The organism is Alienimonas sp. DA493, from assembly GCF_043951915.1.
In the GTDB taxonomy this organism is placed as follows: domain Bacteria; phylum Planctomycetota; class Planctomycetia; order Planctomycetales; family Planctomycetaceae; genus Alienimonas.
In genome coordinates this window covers 38937-58582 of sequence record NZ_JBINJD010000007.1, presented here as the reverse complement: position 1 = coordinate 58582, position 19646 = coordinate 38937, and the positions used below count along the sequence as shown (strand labels likewise).

Sequence of the window (19646 nt, the reverse complement as noted above, 5' to 3'; positions counted from 1 at the left end):
CGGGGGGGACCGCCCGGGGCGCCGGTCCCTCGTGCTTCAGTCGGAGCCCGCCCGCAGTCGCAGGGCGTTGCCGATCACGCTGACGCTGGACAGGCTCATCGCGGCGGCGGCGAGCATCGGGGAGAGCAGCCAGCCGGTCAGCGGGTACAGCGCCCCGGCGGCGATCGGCACGCCCAGGGCGTTGTACACGAAGGCGAAGAACAGGTTCTGCTTGACGTTCCGCACCACCGCCCGGCTCAGCCGCACCGCCCGGACGATGCCCCGCAGGTCGCCCTTCACCAGCGTCACGCCGGCGCTCTCGATCGCCACGTCCGTGCCGGTGCCCATGGCGATGCCCACGTCCGCGGCGGCGAGGGCGGGGGCGTCGTTCACGCCGTCGCCGGCCATCGCCACGGTCGCCCCCCCGGCCTTCAACTCCGCCACGCGGTCGTGCTTCCGCTCCGGGCTCACGCCGGCCTCGACCTCGTCGATCTCTAATTGTCGCGCCACGGCCCGGGCGGTCGCCTCGTGGTCGCCGGTCAGCATCACGATCCGCAGGCCCAAGGCGTGCAGGTCGCGGACGGCCTCGGCGGTGGTCTCCTTGATCGGGTCGGCGACCGCCAGCAGCCCCGCGGCGGCCGGCGGGGCGTCGGCGGAGGGGGCGACGGCGACGAAGAAGGCCGTGCGGCCCTCGCCCCGCAGGCGGTCGGCCTCGTCGGTCAGTTCGGCGGGCAGGTCGACCCCGCGGTCGGCCAGCAGGGCCGGCGTGCCGATCAGGACCCGCCGCCCCTCGACCGTCGCGGCGACTCCGCCGCCGGTGACGGACTCGAAGTCCGCCGCCCCGGCCCGGCCGGCGCCGCGGTCCGCGGCGCCGTCGACGACGGCCCGGGCCAGCGGGTGCTCGCTGCGGGACTCCACCGCCGCGGCGAGGCGGAGCAAATCGGCCTCCTCGAACCCCTCCGCGGTGCGGACCTCCGTCAGCGTCGGCTTGCCCGCGGTCAGGGTGCCGGTCTTGTCCACGACCAGCACGTCGCAGCCCTTCAGCGTCTCCAGGGCGGCGGCGTCCTTGAACAGCACGCCCTCCCGGGCGCCGCGGCCGACGCCCACCATCACGCTCATCGGCGTCGCCAAGCCCAGGGCGCAGGGGCAGGCGACGATCAGCACGGCGACCGCGTTGACCAGGGCGAAGGCGAACGCCGGCTCCGGCCCGACCGCCCACCAGACGACGAACGCCAGCGCCGCCGCCGCCAGCACGAACGGCACGAAATAGCCGGCGGCCCGGTCCGCGACCCGCTGGATCGGGGCGCGGCTCCGCTGGGCGTCGGCCACCAGGGCCACGATGCGGGAGAGCACGGTGCTCTCGCCGACCTGTTCCGCCTCGATCAGCAGCGATCCGGACCCGTTGACCGTGCCGCCGATTACCGCGTCGCCGACCTCCTTGCGGACCGGGACCGGCTCGCCGGTGACCATCGACTCGTCCACGGCGCCGCCGCCCTCGACCACGCGGCCGTCGGTCGGGATCTTCTCGCCGGGCCGGACGCGGAGGCGGGCGCCGGCGGTCACGTCGTCCAGCGGGACCTCGTTTTCGTTGCCGTCTTCGTCCACCACCCGGGCGGTGGGCGGGGCGAGGGAGAGCAGTTCCCGCAGCGCCGCCCCGGTCTTCCGGCGGGCCCGCAGTTCCAACACCTGCCCGAGCAGCACGAGCACGACGATCATCGCCGCCGCCTCGAAATAAACGCCGATCAGCCCGCCGTGTTCCTCCCGAAAATTCTCCGGGAACAGCCCCGGGGCGACGACGGCGGCGACGCTGTATAGGTACGCCGCGCCCACGCCCAAGGCGATCAGCGTGAACATGTTGAGGTGGCGGTTCACGACCGACTTCCATCCCCGCACGAAGAACGGCCAGCCGCACCAGAGCACGATCGGCGTCGCCAGGGCGAGCTGGAGCCACTGCGACACCCGGGCGCCGACCCAGTCGTGCACCGGCAGGCCGATCATCGGCCCCATCGCCAGCAGCAGGACGGGAACCCCCAGGGCCAGGCCGATCCAGAACCGGCGGGTCATGTCGACCAGTTCCGCGTCCGGCTCGTCCTCGGCGCCGCGGACGGCGACGGTTTTCGGCTCCAGGGCCATGCCGCAGATCGGGCAGTCGCCGGGGGCGTCCTGCTCGATCTGCGGGTGCATCGGGCAGGTGTAGACGGTCTTGCCGCCGACCGCTTTGACCGGCGGGCCGCTCGGCTCCAGGGCCATGCCGCACTTGGGGCAGTCGCCGGGGCCGTCGGCGACGACCTCCGGGTGACAGGCGCAGGTGTATTTTCCCGCGGCCCGGGCGTTGGATCGACGTGCCGGCGGGCGGTCGGCCGTGGCGCCGGTCGAGCAGCAACTCTTCGCCGCGGGTTCCGCCGCCGGCTTCGCCCCGCCGCCGCCGCAACACCCGCCGCCCGTCCGGCCCCGCGACTCCGCGGCGCCCGCGGGGTCCAGGTAGCGGTCGGGGTCGGCGACGAACTTCTCCCGGCAGCCGTCGGAGCAGAAGCGGTAGGTCTCGCCGGCGTGCTCGGCGACGCGGGGGGCGTCGGCCGGGACGGTCATCCCGCAGACGGGGTCGACCGTCGTCGGCGTCGCGTTCAGGACGGGCAGGGAAGCCATCGGGTTCTCCGGCGGGCTGGGGGAATCTCGAGGGGCGAACGCGCCGGCCCGATCGGGGGAACGATAGGACTCCGCCCTCGTCCTGAATACCCCGATGGGGTATCCGTCCGGTGGGTGAGCCGGCGGAATCTCGCGACGGCCGAACCGGGCGGCGGGAAACGCGTAACGCCGAGGCCCGGCCGAGCCTCGGCGTTAGGACACGGGGACGCGGACGCGCTTCAGGCGGCCATGGAGCCGCAGCTTTCGGCGCACTTGCGGCACTGGGCGGCGCACTCGGTCATGCCGATTTTCTCGCAGCTGTCCGCGCACTTCTTGCAGACCTCGCTGCAGGCCCGGCAGACGTACTCGTGCAGTTCGCTGCCGCGGGTCATGAAGTCCGCGCTGGTCGCGCAGATTTGGATGCAGTCCAGCATCAGCTTGGCGTGGACCTGCTCGACGTGCTCGCCGCCTTTTTCCAGGCACACGTTCGAGAAGTGGTCCAGGCAGACGCGGTGGCATTCCAGGCAGGTGTCGATGCACTGCTTCATCTTGGCGTCGCTCATCGTCGGTCCTCGTCGTCGCGGGGGAACGGGTTCGTCGCGCCGGCCGACCGGTCGGCCGGCGAGCGTCCCGTTCTATTCATACCCCGCGAGGGTATGAACCGTGGAAGGCGGACCGCCCAGGTGGGGCCGCCCCCGTGCCCGACGCCGGGCCGGCCGTGCGGCGAGACCGTCAGCGGCCGGGGGCCGACGGGGACCGTCAGCGGCCGCCGAAGTTGCCGTACTTGGCGAAGACGCTCATCAACTCGCGGATCTTTTCCTTACGGTCCTGGTCGTCCTCGGCCTTGAACGCGGCGGCGACGCAGGTGTCCATGTGGTTTTCCAGCACGATGTGCCCCACCTTGCCCAGCGCCGCCATCGCCGCCCGGACCTGCATCAGCACGTCCACGCAGTACTTGTCCTCCTCGATCATTCGCCCCACCGCGGCGACCTGACCCTCGGCCCGGCGCAGACGTTTGCGGAGGGCCTCCTTCTGTTCGTCGTCGAGGTTCACAGCGGGCGGGAGCAGCCGACGGACCGGGCGGTGGGAAGGAAAGGCACCGACCGCGGGACCGGTCGTCCCCTATCCTATCGGTCCGAGGGAGCGTCGGCGAGGGGCGGGCCGGCTTGAGCGGGTCGCTGGCGGCGCCGGACCGGCCGCCGTCAGAATCGTCCCGTGTTCATCGGGTACGCCGCCGTGGTCCTGCTGCTTGTCGGCTACGTCGTGTTGCCGCTCGGGCTGATCCTGTCCGTGCTGGTTCCGAGCCGAAGGGAAACGCTCCGGCGGGTCTGCACGCTGGGCTGTCAGAGCCTGCGGCTCGGGGCGGTCTGCCTGATCGGGGTCGCGATCTCCGTGGCGGTTCGCGAACCGCAGGCGGCATTCGGCCCGGCGACGCTCGCGGCCGATTTGGGGGGCTGCTGGCCGGGGTGCTGCTCGTGTTCGTTCTGCCCGGCAGGATCCTGCGGGCGTGGCGGGCCGGCCCGGCGCCGCCCGACCGACCGTAGCCGCCGGTCGCGGGGGCCCCGGGGGGATCATTCCGCGGCTTCGAGGTCCGCGATGAGCCCTTTCATCTCGGCGATCTCTTCCCGCTGGGTTTCGATGATGCGGTCGGCGAGATCGCGGACGCGGGGGTCGTCGATCTCCGCCCGCTCGCTGGTGAGGATCGCGATCGAGTGGTGCGGGATCATCGCCCGCATCCAGGACTCGTCCTGCACCGTCTCCTGGGACCGCACCAGCCACAGGGTGAGGACGAACACCGCCGCGGCGGCGGCGAGGATGCCGACGTTCGCCTTTTTGTTCTCGTGCATCGTCCACATGAAGCCCATCATGATCACGGCCATCGTCGCCCCCATCAGCAGCGCCATATAGAGGCGCGTCTCGCTGAAGAAGACGTGATCGAGGGCGTAGGTGTTCAAGTACATCAGGCCGAACATCACCACGGTGGAGGTGGCGATCATCAGGCCGAAGCGGACGTAGGCGTTCATCGGGTTCGATCGAGCGGGGGCGGGGGGGCGGATAGGAACAGAGGCCGCCCGGTGGGGCCCGGGCGGCCTCGCACGGCGGTGGCGCCGGTTCGGACGTCGCCTCGCTCAAATATAGGTGCGGCACATCTCGGCGCACTCCCGGCTGGACTTCACGCACTCCGCGACGACGGCGGACTTGTCGGAGGAGGCCTCCAGCGCCTTCGCGGTCTTCTCGCAGCATTCGGCGCTCGCCCGGTGCATCGACTGCGACAGCGGGCTCTCGCGGACCATGAACGCGGCGGTCGTCTGGCAGACGGGGACGCAGTCCATCACGTGCTCGTGGTTCTGCGCGTGGTCGGTCACGTCGCCCTGCTTCTCCTTGATTTGCTCCAGGCAGTGCTCGGCGACGCGGTTCAGCAGAACGACGTGCTCCGTCATCTGCTGAACGTCGGCCTTTTTCTTGCCGGTGAGCTCGTGGCCGTGATCGCCGCTTTGCTTTTCATGGTGGTCGGCCCGAGCGGCGGGCAAGGCGGCGAGACCGGCGGCGGCGGCGGCGGCGCCGGACAGGACGTGGCGGCGGTTCATCAGGAACTCCTTGAACGCGGGGGAGGGCTGCGAGGGAGCGACGGCGTCCCTCTCCGTAGGAGATCTAGGCTGACGCATGCGGCCCGCGGCCGGCACAGGGGCCGGCCTCCCTCCGTTCATGGGGATACGACCCGGGGGTATCTTCGGCGCCGTCGCGGCCGATCTCCCCGTCCCCCGCCGGCAGGATTTGTGATGGGATGAGGACGTTTGATCGCGTCGCCGATTGCGGCGTTCGTCCCCCCATGCAGGAAGCCTCCCATGTTGATGCTCCCCCACGCCGCCGCGCCGCTGGCGCTCGTCGGCCTCTTCTTCGTGGCGCCAGCCGGCGCCGCTCCGCCGGAACCCGATCCGTCCGCCGCGGAGACGGCGGACGGCTATCGGATCGAGGTCTTCGCCGACGGGCTGGATTACCCCACCAGCGTCGAGCCGGACGGCGCCGGGGGGCTGTTCGTCGCCCTGTCCGGCGTCGCCCCGGGCGACCCGTCCGCCGAGCCCGCCCTACTGCACTTCGACGCCGACGGGTTCCGCCGGACCGTGCCCGTCGACGGTCTGCGGGCGCCCGTCAACGACCTGCTAATGCGCGACGGCGCCCTGCTGATTTCTCATAAAACGAAGATCTCCGCCTTGGAGGATCCGCTCGGCGCCGACCCGACGCTGCGGGACCTCGTGACGGGGCTGCCGAGCCTGGGCGACCACGAGAACAATCAACTCACCGTCGGCCCCGACGGCGGGCTGTACGTCGGGCAGGGCACGGCGACGAACTCCGGCGTCGTCGGCCTCGACAATAAAAAGTGGCTCAAGGAGCATCCGGACGTCCACGAACTCGCCCCCGTGCCGCTTCGCACCCGCGGCGAGGTCTTTCAAACAAAAGACCCGCTGTCCGAGGGCGCCGCGGACGACACGGCCCGCACCTCCGCCTATCAGCCGTTCGACGTCGCCGCGCCGGACGGGGCGACGATCCCGGGGACGACGAAGGCGAACGGCACGGCGCTGCGGTTCGACGCCGACGGCTCGAACCCGACGGTCTACGCCTGGGGTCTGCGGAATCCCTTCGGCCTGCTGTGGGTCGGCGACACCCTGTACGTCACCGAGAACGGCCTGGACGTTCGCGGCAGCCGGCCGGTCGCGAACGATTTGGAGGATCTGTACGTCGTCAAGAAAGGCGCCTTCTACGGCTGGCCGGACTTCGGCTCCGGCGACCCGGTGACCGACCCGCGATTCAAGCCCGACGGCAAACCGCAGCCGACGTTCCTGTTGGCCGACCACCCGCCCGTGGAGCGGCCCGTGGCGACCTACCCGAAGCATTCGGCCATCACGAAGCTGGACGCCTCCCCGGGCGGCGCCTTCGGCTATCAGGGCCAGCTCTTTATCGCCTTCTTCGGCCATATGACGCCCCGCACCGGGACGCCGCCGGAGGAGCACGGCGGCCACCGGGTCGTGCGGTTCGACCCGGCGACCGGCGAATCGACCACCTTCTTCGGCCCGAAGTCCCACCACCACGGCGGCCACGGCGAAAGCGGCCACGGCGAGGGCGGTCACGGGCAGGAGCCGGGCGGTTCGGCGGGACCGCGGCGCCCGATGGACGTGCGATTCACCGCGGACGGGTCCGCGATGTACGTCGCCGACTTCGGCCTAATGCCGGTCGACAAGAACGGCCCGCACGCGAAGCCTGGCACCGGCGTGATCTGGAAGATCACTCCCGTCGATGATTGACGGGCAGGCGGATCGGAAACGGGCGGCCGTCCCGGCTTGCGGTCAGCCGCAGTCGGACGGCACGTCGTTTCGTCAGGTCTCCGTCATCGGAGCCCGCTCAAAGCGGTCGCGTTGTCGATTCGGCCTTACGCCGCAGTGATGGCGAGGCGCATCGGCCTATCGAGGGCATCCTCGCTCGAATACCCTCTGTGGGTATCTCGAATTGGTCCCGCCGCGCGACGTATGCCGCGGCCCGGGACGATGTACCTCGAACGCGATGGGCGATGAACGACTCGACTTCGACCGCCACGCAGTACGAGTCGAGCAGCCTGTCGCTGGTCGGTTCGGTGGGGATGGGCACCGGCGTGATGATCGGCGCGGGGGTCTTCGCCTTGACGGGCCAGACGGCCGAACAAACCGGCAGTCTCTTCCCGCTCGCGTTCCTCAGCGCCGGCGTCGTCGCGGCCTTCAGCGCGTACTCCTACGTGAAGATGGCACAGCGGTATCCCTCGGTCGGCGGGATCGCGATGTTTTTGATGAAGGCCTACGGCAAGGGAACCGTGACCGCCGGCATGGCGTTGCTGATGTACGCCTCGATGGTGATCAACGAGAGCTTGGTCGCCCGCACGTTCGGGACGTACGTACTCCAACTGTTCGGCGACGTGGACCGGGCCTTTCTCGTGCCGGCGCTCGGGACGGGCCTGTTGGTGACGGCGTTCGCGGTGAACCTGCTCGGAAATCGTTTCATCGGGACGCTGTCGACTGTGGCGGCGGTGGTGAAGATCGGCGGAATCCTCCTGTTCGCCGCTGCCGGTCTCTGGGTCGCCGAACTCAGCGTCGAGACGGCGGCGCCGACGGCCCGCGCCTCGCCCGGCGGGTTCCTCACCGCGACCGCTCTCGCCCTGCTGGCCTATAAGGGTTTTACGACGATCGCGAACAGCGGGGCGGAGATCGTCGATCCGAAGCGAAATATCGGTCGCTCGATTGTGATCTCGCTGTCGATCTGCGTCGTGGTCTATCTGCTCGTGGCCGCCGCGGTGGCCGGCAACCTGTCCGTCGCGGAGATTATCGAGAGCCGCGACTTCGCCCTGGCCGAGGCGGCGCGGCCGGCGTTCGGGCAGTTCGGTACGTCGTTCACTGTGGGACTTGCGGTCGTCGCCACCGTCTCCGGGCTGGTGGCGAGCACGTTCGCCGTCTCCCGGATGCTGGCGATGCTGACCGAGATGAAGCTGGTGCCGCACCGGCACTTCGGCATGCCGGGCAGCGTCCAGAAGCACACGTTGGTCTACACGGTCGTGTTGGCGATCACGCTCACGATCCTGTTCGACCTGACCCGGATCGCCGCGCTGGGAGCCATTTTCTATCTGGTCATGGATCTCGCCGTGCATTGGGGCGTGCTGCGGCGCCTCCGCCAAGAAGTCGGCGCCCGGGCGTGGATCGTCGGCACGGCCATCCTGCTGGACCTCGCGATCCTCGGAGCGTTCCTGTGGACGAGGGCGATCGAGGACCCGCTGGTCTTGGGCGTCGCGGCGGTCGGAATCGCCGTCGTCTTCCTCGGGGAGCGGATGTTCCTCGGCCGGGCGACGGACGGCGGCGGGAACCTCGGCGACTCGCGTCCGGCCGCCCCGGCGCCCGGACGCGGCGATCATTAATTTTACGGCAATCGCCGCCGCCCTCGCGGTCCCCGATCGACTGTCGGGGTTCGCAGGCGCTCCGAACTGTCTTCGGCGCTCCGTTGATCCTCAGGGCGCTCCCGGGATGCCGTGGACGACGCGGACGATCACAGGGGCCGTCCGGGCCGTCCTCCGGCGGGGCCGCCCTGCTTTCGCTCAGACGGGCGTTCGGGGAACCCGGCGGCGAGCGAGCGTGCCGTCAGGAATTACGATCCGCGCTAGTGGTGCTTGTACCAGCCGACGTTTTGAATATCGTTCCAGGAGGTCGTCTGGTGGCACTGGAAACACTGCTCCACGCGGGCGTGCGGCTTGCCGGCGACGTGGGCCGAAACCATGTGAAAGTGCATCATGTAGTGGCTCGGCGGGGCCTGGTGACACTGGGCGCAGTCGACCGAACTCGGCGACGGGTGCCGAAACTCGGGGATCGTCCACTTCTCCGTCGCGTGGCATCGAGCGCAGTCCGCGCCGAAGAATCCGAAGTGACGGTCGTCGTTGGAATGACAGGCGGCGCAATCCAGAGCGGCTTCCTGGGCGGTCACGTGCGGGTACGGCGGGGGGGCGTCGGTCGTCCGGTCCACCAGCCGTCGGAGGTCCGTCGAATCGCCGTCCCCCGCCTCCCACTGTCGCAGACCGAGCCGGGCCAGGGCGGTGTGGTCCATGTCGGTGGGCCGACGGGCCGTTCCGCGGTGCTCCCGGTGGCACTCCACGCAACTGCCGACGTCGGCGTGAAATGCGGTCGGCTGCCGATTCAAAATTGATTTGTCGTTCGCGTGACAGGCGACGCATTGGGCCCGGGTCACGCCGGTCACCGGCGTGTGACAGGCGGCGCAGTCCCGTTCCAAATGGGCGTGGGCGGCGGAGAGGGCTCCCGGCGAGGACATCCGCTGCCAGGCGTTCGGCCGCCTGAAGGCCGCGTCGCTCGGCCCGACGAACCAAGCGAGCAACCCGCCGACGACGGCGATCAGCCCGGCGATCATCGCGGCGTGCCGCCTCATTCGAACCACCTCAGGCCGAAGTAAACCGCCGCCCACACGTGCCAGGCCAGCAGACCGTATAAGATCAAGCTGATGACGATGTGGAACCGCAACCAGCTCGCGAACCACCGCTTAAAATGATCGTGCGTCTTGACGGCGTACTCCAGGTCGGCGATCGACTCGCTCAGACGCAACGCACGCACGGCGGCGGGCGTCGGTCCCCCACGCTCCGTCCCGGTCTTGACGAACCATCCCGCCAGCGTCCGGGTGAGGACGCCGGACAGCGGCCGAAGCGTCGCGGCCTGTTGCGGCTCTGCGGAGAGTTCGGTGGCGGTGTCGCGGTAGGCGATCTCCAATTGCGTCAGCATTTCTTTTTTCTCGCGGATCGTCTGCGAGAAATGCCGCATGAGATAACGCCCGACGAACCCGCTGAGCACGACCAGCAGCGTCACCGCGGTCAGCGCGACCCCGAGCGGGCTGTGAAATTTATGTCCGGTGTGCAGGATCACCAGGATCGGGCCCAGCACGCCGGCGTAGATGTGCCAGGCCAGCAACGTGCGCATGGACACGTGCCGGGTCACCCGCCGTTTGAGCGGTCCGACGCGTTTCACGACGAGGTAGGCCAGCGGGACGAGCATCAACGTCGAGCCGGACACGGCCAGCGCGCCGCCCCAGAAGCTGCCGGCGAATCGGGGGGACCGGTGGACGAGGAAGCCCAGCCAAAAAAGGAGGAGCAGGACGACTAATCCGCTGACGGTCAGGCGTTCACGGTCGTTCATCATGGCCTCCGGGCCGGAACGGCTGCGAAAGGCCGCCTGTCGGGGAGAAGGGGGCCATCGCCTCACGCCTCCACCGTGACGTTGCCGGTCGATTTCGCTTGGCAGGCGAGGACGATCCCCGCTTCTTCGTCTCCCGGCTCCAGGCCGTCGGTCACCTCCTGGGTCACCTCGCCGGACAGGAGTTTGACGCGGCAGAGCCCGCAGGTGCCGACGCGGCAGGAGTTGTCGATCTCGACGCCGATCTCGTCGGCGACGTCCAGGATCGGCTCGTCCGGCGGCAGCGGGGTGGACTTGTCGGAGACCTCGAACCGGACGGTGGGCAAATTCGCCCGGGCCGCCCGTTCGTCCGGTCCCCGCTCGACCGTGCGGGGGACGGGCTCCGGCTTGCCCAGCGCCGGGCCGAACGCCTCGACCTTGACTCGCTCCCGCGGCACGCCGAGTTCGACCAGCATGCGCTTAACCGCCTCCATCATCGGCACGGGTCCGCAGACGTGCACGTACCGCGATTCGAGATCGGGCACCGACTGCGTAATAAGCTCCTTGCTGATCCGCCCCTTCGGCCCCTCCCAAGACGTGCCTTCGGGACGGGAAACGGTCACGACCACCTTCAGGTTGGGGTGGCGGCGTTGGAGGTAGTCTAGTTCTTCCTTAAATATAATGTCGTCGGGGGTTCTGCAACTGTACAGCAGGAAGACGTCGCCCGGCCAACTGCGGTCGGTGAGGTAGCGCAGCACGCTCATCAGCGGCGTCACGCCCACGCCGGCGCCGATCAGCAGGATGCAGTCGCACTGTCGGCCGGTGAAGACGAACGCCCCGGCCGGCCCGGAGACCTCCAGCAGATCGCCCGATTCCACCCGGTCGTCGAGGTAGCCGGAGACGACGCCGCCATCCTCATGCTTGACGGTGATTTCCGCGTAATCTTGCTGGGTCGGCGAGGAGGCGATCGTGTAGCTGCGTTTGACCGGCTTGCCGTCCGGCGACACCGTCACCGTCAGGAATTGTCCCGGAAGGAACCGAAACGGCAGCGCCCCGCCGGCCGGATTCATCAAGCGAAATGTCTTGACGTTCGGCGTTTCTTGAAAGATCCGGCTGACGCGGAGATTTCCCGACCACTTCTGCGGCTTCTCGGGCGACGCCGGGCCCTTGAGGCCGGACGCCGCCGCCGAAGCAACGGACGACGCGGCGACGGACGACGCGGCGGCGGGAGTTCCGGTTCCCGCCGCCCCGCCCGTCAGATCCCGGAGCAGCGCCGCCGCCCGCCGCATTTTGAAGAAATACATCCAAAGCATGGCCGCGGCGAACGCGACCAGCAGCGCCATCACGGCGGTGTGGAAGAGGCCCATGCCCCAGAACCGGAAGCCGACGTCCTCCGGGGCGGGCGGCAGCAAGTTCATCTCGCGCTTGAACCAGTGCAGCGCGACCTCTCGCGGGGCTTCCCCGTCGCGCAGGGCCCGCTGCGCGGCCAGCCCGCTCTCGAATTGAGCCAGCCCCTCCTGCATTTGAGTCGTGGCCGCCTGCATCGCTTCGAAGTCGTCGCGCTCCGCGGCGGCGGGCAGGGCGTCCAGTCCTTCGGAGAGGAGGGCGGTTCCGCGCATCATCCGCTGATGCGCCTCTCGCTCCACCTCGTCCCGCTGTTCCGGCGAGAGGTCGGGCAGACCCATCAGCGTCGGGTACATCTCCCGGGGCGGCGGCGCGCCCATTCGCTCCATCATCCCGCCGCCCATCATCCCGCCGCCCGACATGTCACCGCTCCGCCCGAAGTCGTCGCCCGGGGGGCCGGGGGCGTTGCCGTGCGACCCGTCGTGCCCGTCCCCCCGCGCGTCCGGATCGCCGGCCTCGTTGCCGAACCGCTCCGGGTGATGCCGCCGGTGCTCTTCTGGCGAGACCTGTCCGGGGGCGGGCTTGGCGAGCGCGACCGAGGCGACGCATGCCGCCGCAAAAACCGCGTGCCTCGTGTGCGGCCAGAGAAAATTGATTATAGATCTCCTCATGAAAACGGGGGGGCGGCTCCCCCGAGACGTCGATCGGACAGATCAGTTCGACGGGTCGTGACGGTCGACCCCGCCCGGGTCGGGGGCGTCGCTTCCCAAGAGGGACTGACGCTGTTCCTCCGTCAGCAGTTCGGCGGCGTCGCCGACCGCTCTGATAAACGCCAGTCGGTTGTCTCCGCCGAGTTCATCGATCTTCCGCACCGTCGCTTCGATCTTCGCGGCGTCGGGCTGATCCGAGGCGGTCAGCGTCCACAGTTCCTGTTCCGCTTCCTCGATCGCACGCTCCGCCGCGGCTCGGTCGCGCAGGGATTTCTCCTTAATGCGGTTCAGCCCGGCCTGCTGCTCGCCCGTCAACGCGAGACGCCCGGCGTGGTCCAGAAAGAATCCCGTCGCACCGATGTGATATATATGTGACGCGCCGGGAAATCCCGGCAGCGCCGACGGCATCTGCATCTGCCCAGTCCCCGGCATCCGCCCCATCATGCCCATGCCGGACATGCCGCCCATGCCCGACCCACCTTGGCCGGATTGCATGGAACCCATTCCGGACATCATGCCCATGCCGCCCTTGGACATCATGCCCATGCCATCCATGCCCATGCCCATGCCGGACATTCCTTGAGATCCCATGCCGCCCATCATGGGCGTTTCGCCGCCTTCCATCCCTCCCGTGTTCATGCCCCCTTGGGCTCGGCCTGACTGCATGGCCCCCATGCCCATCCCGGCCATGCCCCCGCCGGTTGTCGTCGACGGGGCTTGCTTTTCCTTCAACGCCGCCTCCAACTGAGCGACCTTCGCTCGCAACTCATGAAGCTGCGAAGCGAGCGGCTCGGAGGAATCTTGAGCGGCATGAATCGCGTGGGGGCTGCCGTTCGGCGTCGCGTCCTGATTCCAGGCGGAGGCGACGGACGGAACAGCGACGGCCGCACAGGCAAGAAAAGCCGCGGCGACGGCCTTTTGCGGGCGGGACCTACGAGCGGCGGGGATCGACATGGCTGTCTGCAAGATGAGAGGGGGCGACAACAGAACCTACACCCGGGTACGATTGAAAATAATTTTAGAGGGGGCTCTCCCGCTCGGCACGGCGCCGACCTGTTTACGATACCCTGGGCCGGTATGCAACGGTCGCGTCGCACGGCACGACGTCCTTTCAGCGCACCAAGCGATTCTGTACAGGATCGTGCCGGCGAAGGCGCATTCGTGACGTCTGGAGCCAGCGCGGTGACGGGGCGACTCCAGTTCTGGGGCGGCAGCGACGCCGCGAACGCCGCTTCGTCCCGGCTGGTCATCAGTCCGGTCCGGCGGCGCCTGCGGCGCGACCGACCGTTTCAATCCGCCGGGGCCGTCAGCCCGTCGTCGGCGGGGTAGAGGCGATTCATCAGTTCGTCGTGCTGAGCCTTCGCCTTCTCCAGCGCCGCCGTGATCGCCCGGCACCGCTCCACGATCCGGGCCATGTCCATCGTCTCTGATTGACATTCTTCCATGCACTTTTGCTGCTCGGCGGCGGCGGCGGCGAGCCGGTCCCCGATCGACTTCAGCTCGGCCTGGGTGGCCTCGTCGCCGGCCGCTTCGGCGTCGGCGGAGACCTCTTGGAGCCGTTCCCGGGCGCCCGCGATATTCCGTCCGACCTCACGGAGGTAGGTCGTGACCAACTCATCGCTCGGCGTGACTGCCGTCCTGTCGGGCCGCGGGGCCGGCCGGACCTCGCGGGATTGCCCCACGCCGGGCTGGGGCGCGCGGGGCTGAACCGCCGAGGGCGTAATGAGGACCGACCGACCCGGCCCGACGACGATCGGGCGGGACGGTTCCGCCACGTATCCCCCGTACCGTTGAAGACCGCGGGAATAGTCCAGCGCGTGACCGATGCGGCGAGATGCGGCGTCGTTGGAGAAGAACCCGCGGCCGGGGTGCAGGCGACGTTCGACCGAAGACCGGCCGCCCTCCTGAGCGAGAGCTTCGGTCCCGCCGACCGCTATAACGACCGCGAAGGCCGCCACGGCACCGTAGAACAGGCGAGAAGAAGACTGAAGACGGCGGGCCCGTCCGGCCCTTATGAGGGCGACGGTCCGGAAGACGCGGCCGGCCGGGGCGGTCGATCCCGCGGCCCCGGAGGCGGCGGGGGCGTGGCGACGATTCATCAGAGGGCTCCGAATTGAGGGCGAGCGGCGCGTCGGACCAACCTGGCCCACGCTTCACCTAGCATCTCCTCGCCCCCGCAACGCCGACACAGGGGTTCACCGCACGGTCGGGCGGGATACCCTCTTAGGGTATCCGGTTTTCCTTCCGATCTCCCCCGTCGCCGCCCGGTCGGCCCGCACCCGCAGTCGAGCGCCGGGGTGACTTAGCAGGTGCCCTTTCGCGGCCCGATCAGGCCCCCACCGGCCCACTTCAACCCCCGGAAGCGGGCGCGGCGATCGCGTTCCAGTCGTAGGCCATGAACGTGGCAAACCGCCGGACGACGGCGTCCCATTCGGCCCGCCGTTCCGCGTAGCGGGCGAAGCCGGCGTCGTCCGCCCGACAGGCGACGCCCGCCGCCCGCAGCGTCGCCGCGGACCGGTCGTAGTGGGCGCGCCACAGGTCGCGTTCGGACTGATCCGTCGCTTCGTCGGACGTACGGTCCGGCAGGAAGAGCGGGGCGAGTTCACGAACCGGCCGCAACCCCGCCCGCCACAGCCCCTCGGCCGCCGCGGACTCCGCCAGCGTCTCGGCGTCCGGCCCGTCGGGGGCCGAGCGGATCAGCGAGGCGGCGTCCAGCGTCACGAACAGGACCCGGGCCATCGCGTACCGCGGTTCGGGCAGCCGGAAGTAATGCAGGACCGGATAAAAATGGTGCGCCTCGTACAGTCGGGCGAGGCCCTCCGAAAGCGTCGTCAGGTCCTGCGAGGCGGCGGCCGGCGGCCCGGGGAGGGCGCCGGCGAGGTAGGCCGCGGCGTCGCCGGAGTCGCCGGTCCGCTGGTGCAGGCCCAGGGCGAAGACGTTTCGCCGTTTCAGGGCGTCGTAGACGGACATCACGTAGGTCAGCGCCAACGTCAGATAGGTGAACCCGACCCCCGCCTCGGCGATCATCAACAGGCGGTAGGCGTCGGTACGGGGGACGAGGTCCCCGGTGCCGAGCGTCGTGAGGTTAAAGCCGGAGTAGTACAGGGCCGTCAGGAAGCCGGTCGGCGTGGCGGCGTCGCCGCTGGCGGTGACCTCCGCCCCCAACGCCGGCCAGGTGACGAGGGCGAACCCGACGGCCAACAGCGCCCCCCACGCCGCGACGCCGCCGACGACCGTCAGCGGGCCGGCCTGCGCTCTGACGCGGTCCCCGCCCCGCGAGGCGACGCCCCACACCCCGCGGCACACGCCGCGGGTCACCGGCCCGCCGCGGCCCCGCGGGACGAGCACCGTGCGGTACAGGTCGTAAGCCGCCAGCAGGACCAGGGCCCCGCCGGCGATTCGCGGCAGCGCCTCGCTCATCGGGTCCGTCGGCCGCCGTTCATCCCGCCGCCGTTCATCCCGCCGCCGTTCATTTCGCCGCCCATGTCCATCATGGGGGCCCAGTCGTAGCGGCCGTAGTCGCCGAACCGGCGGACGATCTCGGCGAACACGGCGCCCTTCTCGACCGGCTCGTCGGTCTCCATGACCAGGTGATAAAGGTCGTCCGGCAGCACGCGGACGGCGGTGAACAGGCCGTGCAGCGTTTTCGGGGCGGTCGCCCGCATCCCCTTCATTTCGCGCCGGTTCCAGACCTTTTCCATCGCCCGCGGGTCCATTTTCATCCCCTGCATCATCTGCGGGTAGCCGGGCGGGACGTCGCCGAGGGCCTTGGAGTTCAAATCCACCGCGGGGCGGGTGTCCAAGTCGGCGGTATAGCGGTCCGTGTCGGCCTGGCCCCGCAGCCGCGGGCCGACGTGCTGTACCATGTGGTTCATCATGTGATGGACCATATGGCAGTGCAGGACCCAGTCGCCGGGGTTGTTGGCGACAAATTCGAGGTTGCTCGCCTGGGCGACGGCGATGAGTTCCGTGTTCCGCGGGACCCAGGCGGTTTTGGGAATCCTCGCCCCCTCGTGCCCGGTCACCCAGAAGGTGTGCCCGTGCATATGGATGGGGTGATGCTGGATCGGGCTGAAGTCCATAATGCGGATCCGCACCCGCTCCCCGTGCCGGCAGACCAGCGGGGTCGTGTACGGGCCGCTGCGACCGTTAATCGTGTGCCAGTTAAAGTCCATCCCCCAGCTGTCGACGACGGTCGTCATCGGGTCGATGCGGAAGTTCTGGAAGATCAGCCCGAAGTCCCGGTCGACCGGCGGGTCGAACGGGGTTTTCGGGTGGACGATAAACCACCCCACCATCCCGAACGCCTCCTGCATGGCGACGTGGGAGTGATAAAAGAACGTGCCTTCCTCGTGGACGTGGAACTCGTAGACGTATTCCTTCCCCGGCGGGATCATGTTCTGGGTGACGTGGGCGGCGCCGTCGTATTGCACCGGCAGCTCGAACCCGTGCCAGTGCTGCACCGTGGGCTCCGGGAGGTCGTTCTTGACGACGATCCGGACCTTGTCGCCCTGCGTCACCTCGATCGTCGGCCCGGGCATCGACCCGTTATAGCCGTACACGTTGATGAAGTACCCGGGCAGGAACTCCCGCCGGACCGGCTCGCAGGTGAGGTGAAAGACCTTCCAGCCGTTCTCGACCGTGTGGGGCAGTTTCTCCAGGTCCGGGGCGACGAACGGGGCCGGGCCGTCGGAGCGCTTCCGGAAGCCGGGCACCTCTTTGCCGATGTACCACTTGGAGTCGGGGTCGTGGCCGCGGCTGGGCACGTAGCGGTTAAATCCGTCGTACTCCGCCCGGACGTCGTTCTCGTCCCGCGGCTGCGACTCGCCGGGGGGATCGGTCGGGGCGCCGGGGGCGGGCGTGGGGTCCTGCCGCGGGTTCTCCTGCGCGGCGGCCGGGTTGGCGGCGCGGGCGGCGAAGGCGCCGGCCGCGGCCGCGGTTCCGGCTTTGAGGAAGGAGCGACGAGCTTCGGAAGCGGACATCACGCGGTGCGGCAGGGAGGAGACGAGCGGGGGCAGTGTACCCCGCAGGGGTATGCGGGGGTTCACCGTTTCTGGGACGACGACCGGATCACCGCGGCTGGGCGGTCACGTCCAGATGGCCGGGCGGCAGCGCGACCGGCACGGCCAGACCGTCCCGAAGCAGGTAGCCGCGGATCAGCGTCTCGCTGGTCCGCAGGGCGACGAGGTGTCCGACGTAGCGCTGCCGGAGGTCAAAGTAGCTGCTCTGCACGGCCAACACCTCGGGCCACTGCTGGCGGTCTTCGGCGTAGGCGTCGAGCTGGTTTTTATAGGCCGCCCGGGCCTCGGGCAGGATCACCTCGGCGAACTGTTCGACGTGCTGCCGGGCGGTGAGGTAGCGGCGGTACTGCGTCGCCAAATCGCGGCGGAGCAGCATCTCCGTCCGCTGGATCTCCCGCCGCTGCCGCACGAGGTCCGACTCGGCCCGGCGGATGTTGCCCTGGTTGCGGTCGAAGATCGGCACTTCGAGCTGCACGCTGGCCACCGCCGTGGTCTCCAGCGCCTCGAAGTTGTAGCCGCTGCCCGCCTCGACGAAGACGTTCGGGATCGGTTCGACCAACTCCCGCTTCAGCGTGATCTGGTCCTCGCGCAGCTTCTGTTTGGCCATGACGACCTGCGGCGCCTCCTCCAGGTATTCCTGGTAGACCTGTTCGAAGTCGATCTCGGCCGGTTCGCCGTCCAGTTCGCCGACGACCGCCCCGGTTTCCAGCGGCAGGCCGATCAGGGAGGCGAGGGTCTGGAACTGCTCCAGATAGTCGTTCTCCGCCATCAGCAGATTGAGACGGGCCTCCTGCAGGGCGACGTTGGCCAGGTGCAGGTCGGACCGGGTGGACTGCCCGAGGTTCCACTGCTCCCGGGCGGTGACGACGGCGTCCTCGGCGGCTTTGAGCAGGTCCTCGCGGATCGCGACCGTCTCCTTCGCCCCCAGCGCCTGATAGAAGTGCACCCGCACGTCGTTGCAGACCCGCCACTGCTGGGCGACCGCCGCCCACTCCGCCACCCGGGTGCGCTGCAGGAACTTCGCCCGGCTGATGTCCCGCTTGTCCGCGGTGACGAACTGCTGCGTGATCGTCGCCCCCTGGAACTCGCCGGGGGTGTCCGTCTCGCCCTCGCGGTCCACGCCGATCTGCTCGCCGACGTAGCGGAAGACCGGGTTCGGCCACAGCCCGGCCTCGACCGCCAGCCCCAGCGTGCCCTGCACCTGGGCCCGGGCCTGCACCAGCGTCGGGTTGTTCGCGGCGGCCAATTCGAGGGCCTCGTCGAGCGTCAGCGGGGCGCCGGCGAACGCGGCGTTCCGCCCCCGCTCCGCGACCGTACCCGTCCCCGGCGGGGCCGTCGGCACCGGCGGCGGCTCCACGAACCGGCGCCCGACCGGGTCGTCGTCGTCGGGAGCCAGTTCGGGGATGTCCGCCGGCACGGGCAGGTTCCCGCCCGTCGGGACCGGCGGGGGGGCGGCGACGGGGCCCCGCGTCGGACCGTCCAGAGACGCCCGGCCGGCGTCCTGGGCCCAGGCCGGTGCCGCGAACAGGCTCGCGGCGACGGCCGAGGCGGCCACGCGGGAGAACAGCAGGGGGCGGGGCATCGGGACGTCCGTGTCCGGGGGGGGGGCCGCGGCGGGCGGCCGTACGGGGAAACTTGGGGGGCGGGGGGCGGTCTCAGCGGCCCCAGGGCAGCCAGCCGCGTCGGCCGCGGGGGGCCGCCTCGTGGCGGCGGGCGTGGCCCGCGACCTTGGCGGCGGCGGGCTCGCCCAGCCCCGCCGTGTTCGTCGTCCAAGTGCGGTTCAGGCAGTCGTCGTCGCAGGCCGGCGTGCCGTAGTAAAGGAAGCCCGTGTACGGCAGCCCCACGCAGCGGTCCGCCGGGCCCACCCCGCAGGGCGCCGGCGGGCCGAACGGCAGACAACAGCCACCCGCCATTCCGTGCTGCGACCGCAGCGCCGCGTCCGACGGGCGGCCCGCGGGGGCGACCGGCCGCGGCAGGGGCACGCGGCGGTCGGCCGTCGGTTCTTCGGAGACGAACGGCCGCGGCCCCTCGGGCTTCATGCCGCCGGAGCCCATGTCGCCGGACATCCCCGGGTCGGCGGGGCGTTGCGGCAGGGTCGGCAGCGGGGGCGGGGCGCCGTCCGCGGTCGCCGGCCCGTCCTGAGCGGTCGCCGCCCCCCCGAGAGCCAGCGGCACGACCGCGGCAAGGGTCGTCGCCCCCCGACGGAGGCGGCGGGGCGAACGGGCGTGGGGGCGAGACATCGGATCAATCGGGGCGGAAACGGGTGAGGGGAGTATCGGGGCGTA

Annotated in this window: 16 protein-coding genes; 2 read left to right on the top strand and 14 right to left on the bottom strand. The window is 70.0% G+C overall.

Annotated features, from left to right (window positions below):
* Positions 1–36 precede the first annotated feature (36 nt).
* From ACG2DA_RS02045 to ACG2DA_RS02025, 5 genes are all read right to left on the bottom strand, one after another.
* Positions 37–2625 carry a heavy metal translocating P-type ATPase gene (locus tag ACG2DA_RS02045; RefSeq protein ID WP_395253799.1) on the bottom strand — a complete coding sequence of 863 codons (2589 nt, stop codon included), beginning with the start codon at positions 2623–2625 and terminating at the stop codon, positions 37–39.
* A gap of 218 nt (positions 2626–2843) precedes the next feature.
* Entirely contained in the window at positions 2844–3167 is a 324-nt protein-coding gene (locus ACG2DA_RS02040; RefSeq protein WP_395253798.1) for a four-helix bundle copper-binding protein, read from the bottom strand.
* 196 nt (positions 3168–3363) lie between these two features.
* Positions 3364–3657, bottom strand: coding sequence for a metal-sensitive transcriptional regulator (locus ACG2DA_RS02035; protein ID WP_395253797.1), 294 nt, complete (start codon positions 3655–3657; stop codon positions 3364–3366).
* 518 nt (positions 3658–4175) lie between these two features.
* Positions 4176–4628, bottom strand: coding sequence for a DUF305 domain-containing protein (locus ACG2DA_RS02030; RefSeq protein WP_395253796.1), 453 nt, complete (start codon positions 4626–4628; stop codon positions 4176–4178).
* A gap of 105 nt (positions 4629–4733) precedes the next feature.
* Positions 4734–5192, bottom strand: coding sequence for a hypothetical protein (locus ACG2DA_RS02025; RefSeq protein ID WP_395253795.1), 459 nt, complete (start codon positions 5190–5192; stop codon positions 4734–4736).
* 258 nt (positions 5193–5450) lie between these two features.
* Here ACG2DA_RS02025 and ACG2DA_RS02020 point away from each other — a divergent pair, with 258 nt between their 5' ends.
* Positions 5451–6905, top strand: a complete 1455-nt coding sequence (locus ACG2DA_RS02020) for a PQQ-dependent sugar dehydrogenase (protein ID WP_395253794.1) — start codon at positions 5451–5453, stop codon at positions 6903–6905.
* Between the two features lie 263 nt (positions 6906–7168).
* Entirely contained in the window at positions 7169–8536 is a 1368-nt protein-coding gene (locus ACG2DA_RS02015; RefSeq protein WP_395253793.1) for an APC family permease, read from the top strand.
* Between the two features lie 239 nt (positions 8537–8775).
* On the opposite strand, the gene ACG2DA_RS02010 is transcribed toward ACG2DA_RS02015, so the two are convergent.
* The 9 genes from ACG2DA_RS02010 to ACG2DA_RS01970 all read right to left on the bottom strand — a co-directional run bounded on the left by ACG2DA_RS02010 (position 8776) and on the right by ACG2DA_RS01970 (position 19601).
* Positions 8776–9552, bottom strand: a complete 777-nt coding sequence (locus tag ACG2DA_RS02010) for a hypothetical protein (protein ID WP_395253792.1) — start codon at positions 9550–9552, stop codon at positions 8776–8778.
* Complete coding sequence (locus ACG2DA_RS02005; protein ID WP_395253791.1) at positions 9549–10313, bottom strand: hypothetical protein; 765 nt, start codon at positions 10311–10313, stop codon at positions 9549–9551. Before ACG2DA_RS02005 ends, ACG2DA_RS02010 begins: the two co-directional genes overlap by 4 nt.
* Positions 10314–10372: 59 nt before the next feature.
* Positions 10373–12301: an FAD-binding oxidoreductase gene (locus ACG2DA_RS02000; RefSeq protein WP_395253790.1), complete on the bottom strand. Its 1929-nt coding sequence runs from the start codon at positions 12299–12301 to the stop codon at positions 10373–10375.
* Between the two features lie 42 nt (positions 12302–12343).
* Positions 12344–13294 (bottom strand): periplasmic heavy metal sensor, encoded by a 951-nt coding sequence (locus ACG2DA_RS01995; RefSeq protein ID WP_395253789.1) that lies wholly within the window; start codon positions 13292–13294, stop codon positions 12344–12346.
* A 335-nt stretch (positions 13295–13629) separates the two neighbouring features.
* Entirely contained in the window at positions 13630–14439 is an 810-nt protein-coding gene (locus tag ACG2DA_RS01990; RefSeq protein WP_395253788.1) for a hypothetical protein, read from the bottom strand.
* 250 nt (positions 14440–14689) lie between these two features.
* Positions 14690–15760 carry a potassium channel family protein gene (locus ACG2DA_RS01985; protein WP_395253787.1) on the bottom strand — a complete coding sequence of 357 codons (1071 nt, stop codon included), beginning with the start codon at positions 15758–15760 and terminating at the stop codon, positions 14690–14692.
* Positions 15757–17322, bottom strand: coding sequence for a multicopper oxidase domain-containing protein (locus ACG2DA_RS01980; RefSeq protein ID WP_395253786.1), 1566 nt, complete (start codon positions 17320–17322; stop codon positions 15757–15759). Before ACG2DA_RS01980 ends, ACG2DA_RS01985 begins: the two co-directional genes overlap by 4 nt.
* An 88-nt stretch (positions 17323–17410) precedes the next feature.
* On the bottom strand, positions 17411–18943 hold the full coding sequence (locus ACG2DA_RS01975; RefSeq protein ID WP_395253785.1) for a TolC family protein: 1533 nt from the start codon (positions 18941–18943) through the stop codon (positions 17411–17413).
* Positions 18944–19016: 73 nt separating this feature from the next.
* Positions 19017–19601 carry a hypothetical protein gene (locus tag ACG2DA_RS01970; protein WP_395253784.1) on the bottom strand — a complete coding sequence of 195 codons (585 nt, stop codon included), beginning with the start codon at positions 19599–19601 and terminating at the stop codon, positions 19017–19019.
* Positions 19602–19646: the final 45 nt, after the last annotated feature.

What these genes read in the sequence shown, in the direction of transcription:
- ACG2DA_RS02045 (WP_395253799.1), bottom strand. Translation starts at nt 2,625, where the DNA reads ATGGCTTCCCTGCCCGTCCTGAACGCGACGCCGACGACGGTCGACCCC.
- ACG2DA_RS02040 (WP_395253798.1), bottom strand. Translation starts at nt 3,167, where the DNA reads ATGAGCGACGCCAAGATGAAGCAGTGCATCGACACCTGCCTGGAATGC.
- ACG2DA_RS02030 (WP_395253796.1), bottom strand. Translation starts at nt 4,628, where the DNA reads ATGAACGCCTACGTCCGCTTCGGCCTGATGATCGCCACCTCCACCGTG.
- ACG2DA_RS02025 (WP_395253795.1), bottom strand. Translation starts at nt 5,192, where the DNA reads ATGAACCGCCGCCACGTCCTGTCCGGCGCCGCCGCCGCCGCCGCCGGT.
- ACG2DA_RS02020 (WP_395253794.1), top strand. Translation starts at nt 5,451, where the DNA reads ATGTTGATGCTCCCCCACGCCGCCGCGCCGCTGGCGCTCGTCGGCCTC.
- ACG2DA_RS02015 (WP_395253793.1), top strand. Translation starts at nt 7,169, where the DNA reads ATGAACGACTCGACTTCGACCGCCACGCAGTACGAGTCGAGCAGCCTG.
- ACG2DA_RS02010 (WP_395253792.1), bottom strand. Translation starts at nt 9,552, where the DNA reads ATGAGGCGGCACGCCGCGATGATCGCCGGGCTGATCGCCGTCGTCGGC.
- ACG2DA_RS02005 (WP_395253791.1), bottom strand. Translation starts at nt 10,313, where the DNA reads ATGATGAACGACCGTGAACGCCTGACCGTCAGCGGATTAGTCGTCCTG.
- ACG2DA_RS02000 (WP_395253790.1), bottom strand. Translation starts at nt 12,301, where the DNA reads ATGAGGAGATCTATAATCAATTTTCTCTGGCCGCACACGAGGCACGCG.
- ACG2DA_RS01995 (WP_395253789.1), bottom strand. Translation starts at nt 13,294, where the DNA reads ATGTCGATCCCCGCCGCTCGTAGGTCCCGCCCGCAAAAGGCCGTCGCC.
- ACG2DA_RS01990 (WP_395253788.1), bottom strand. Translation starts at nt 14,439, where the DNA reads ATGAATCGTCGCCACGCCCCCGCCGCCTCCGGGGCCGCGGGATCGACC.
- ACG2DA_RS01985 (WP_395253787.1), bottom strand. Translation starts at nt 15,760, where the DNA reads ATGAGCGAGGCGCTGCCGCGAATCGCCGGCGGGGCCCTGGTCCTGCTG.
- ACG2DA_RS01980 (WP_395253786.1), bottom strand. Translation starts at nt 17,322, where the DNA reads ATGTCCGCTTCCGAAGCTCGTCGCTCCTTCCTCAAAGCCGGAACCGCG.
- ACG2DA_RS01975 (WP_395253785.1), bottom strand. Translation starts at nt 18,943, where the DNA reads ATGCCCCGCCCCCTGCTGTTCTCCCGCGTGGCCGCCTCGGCCGTCGCC.
- ACG2DA_RS01970 (WP_395253784.1), bottom strand. Translation starts at nt 19,601, where the DNA reads ATGTCTCGCCCCCACGCCCGTTCGCCCCGCCGCCTCCGTCGGGGGGCG.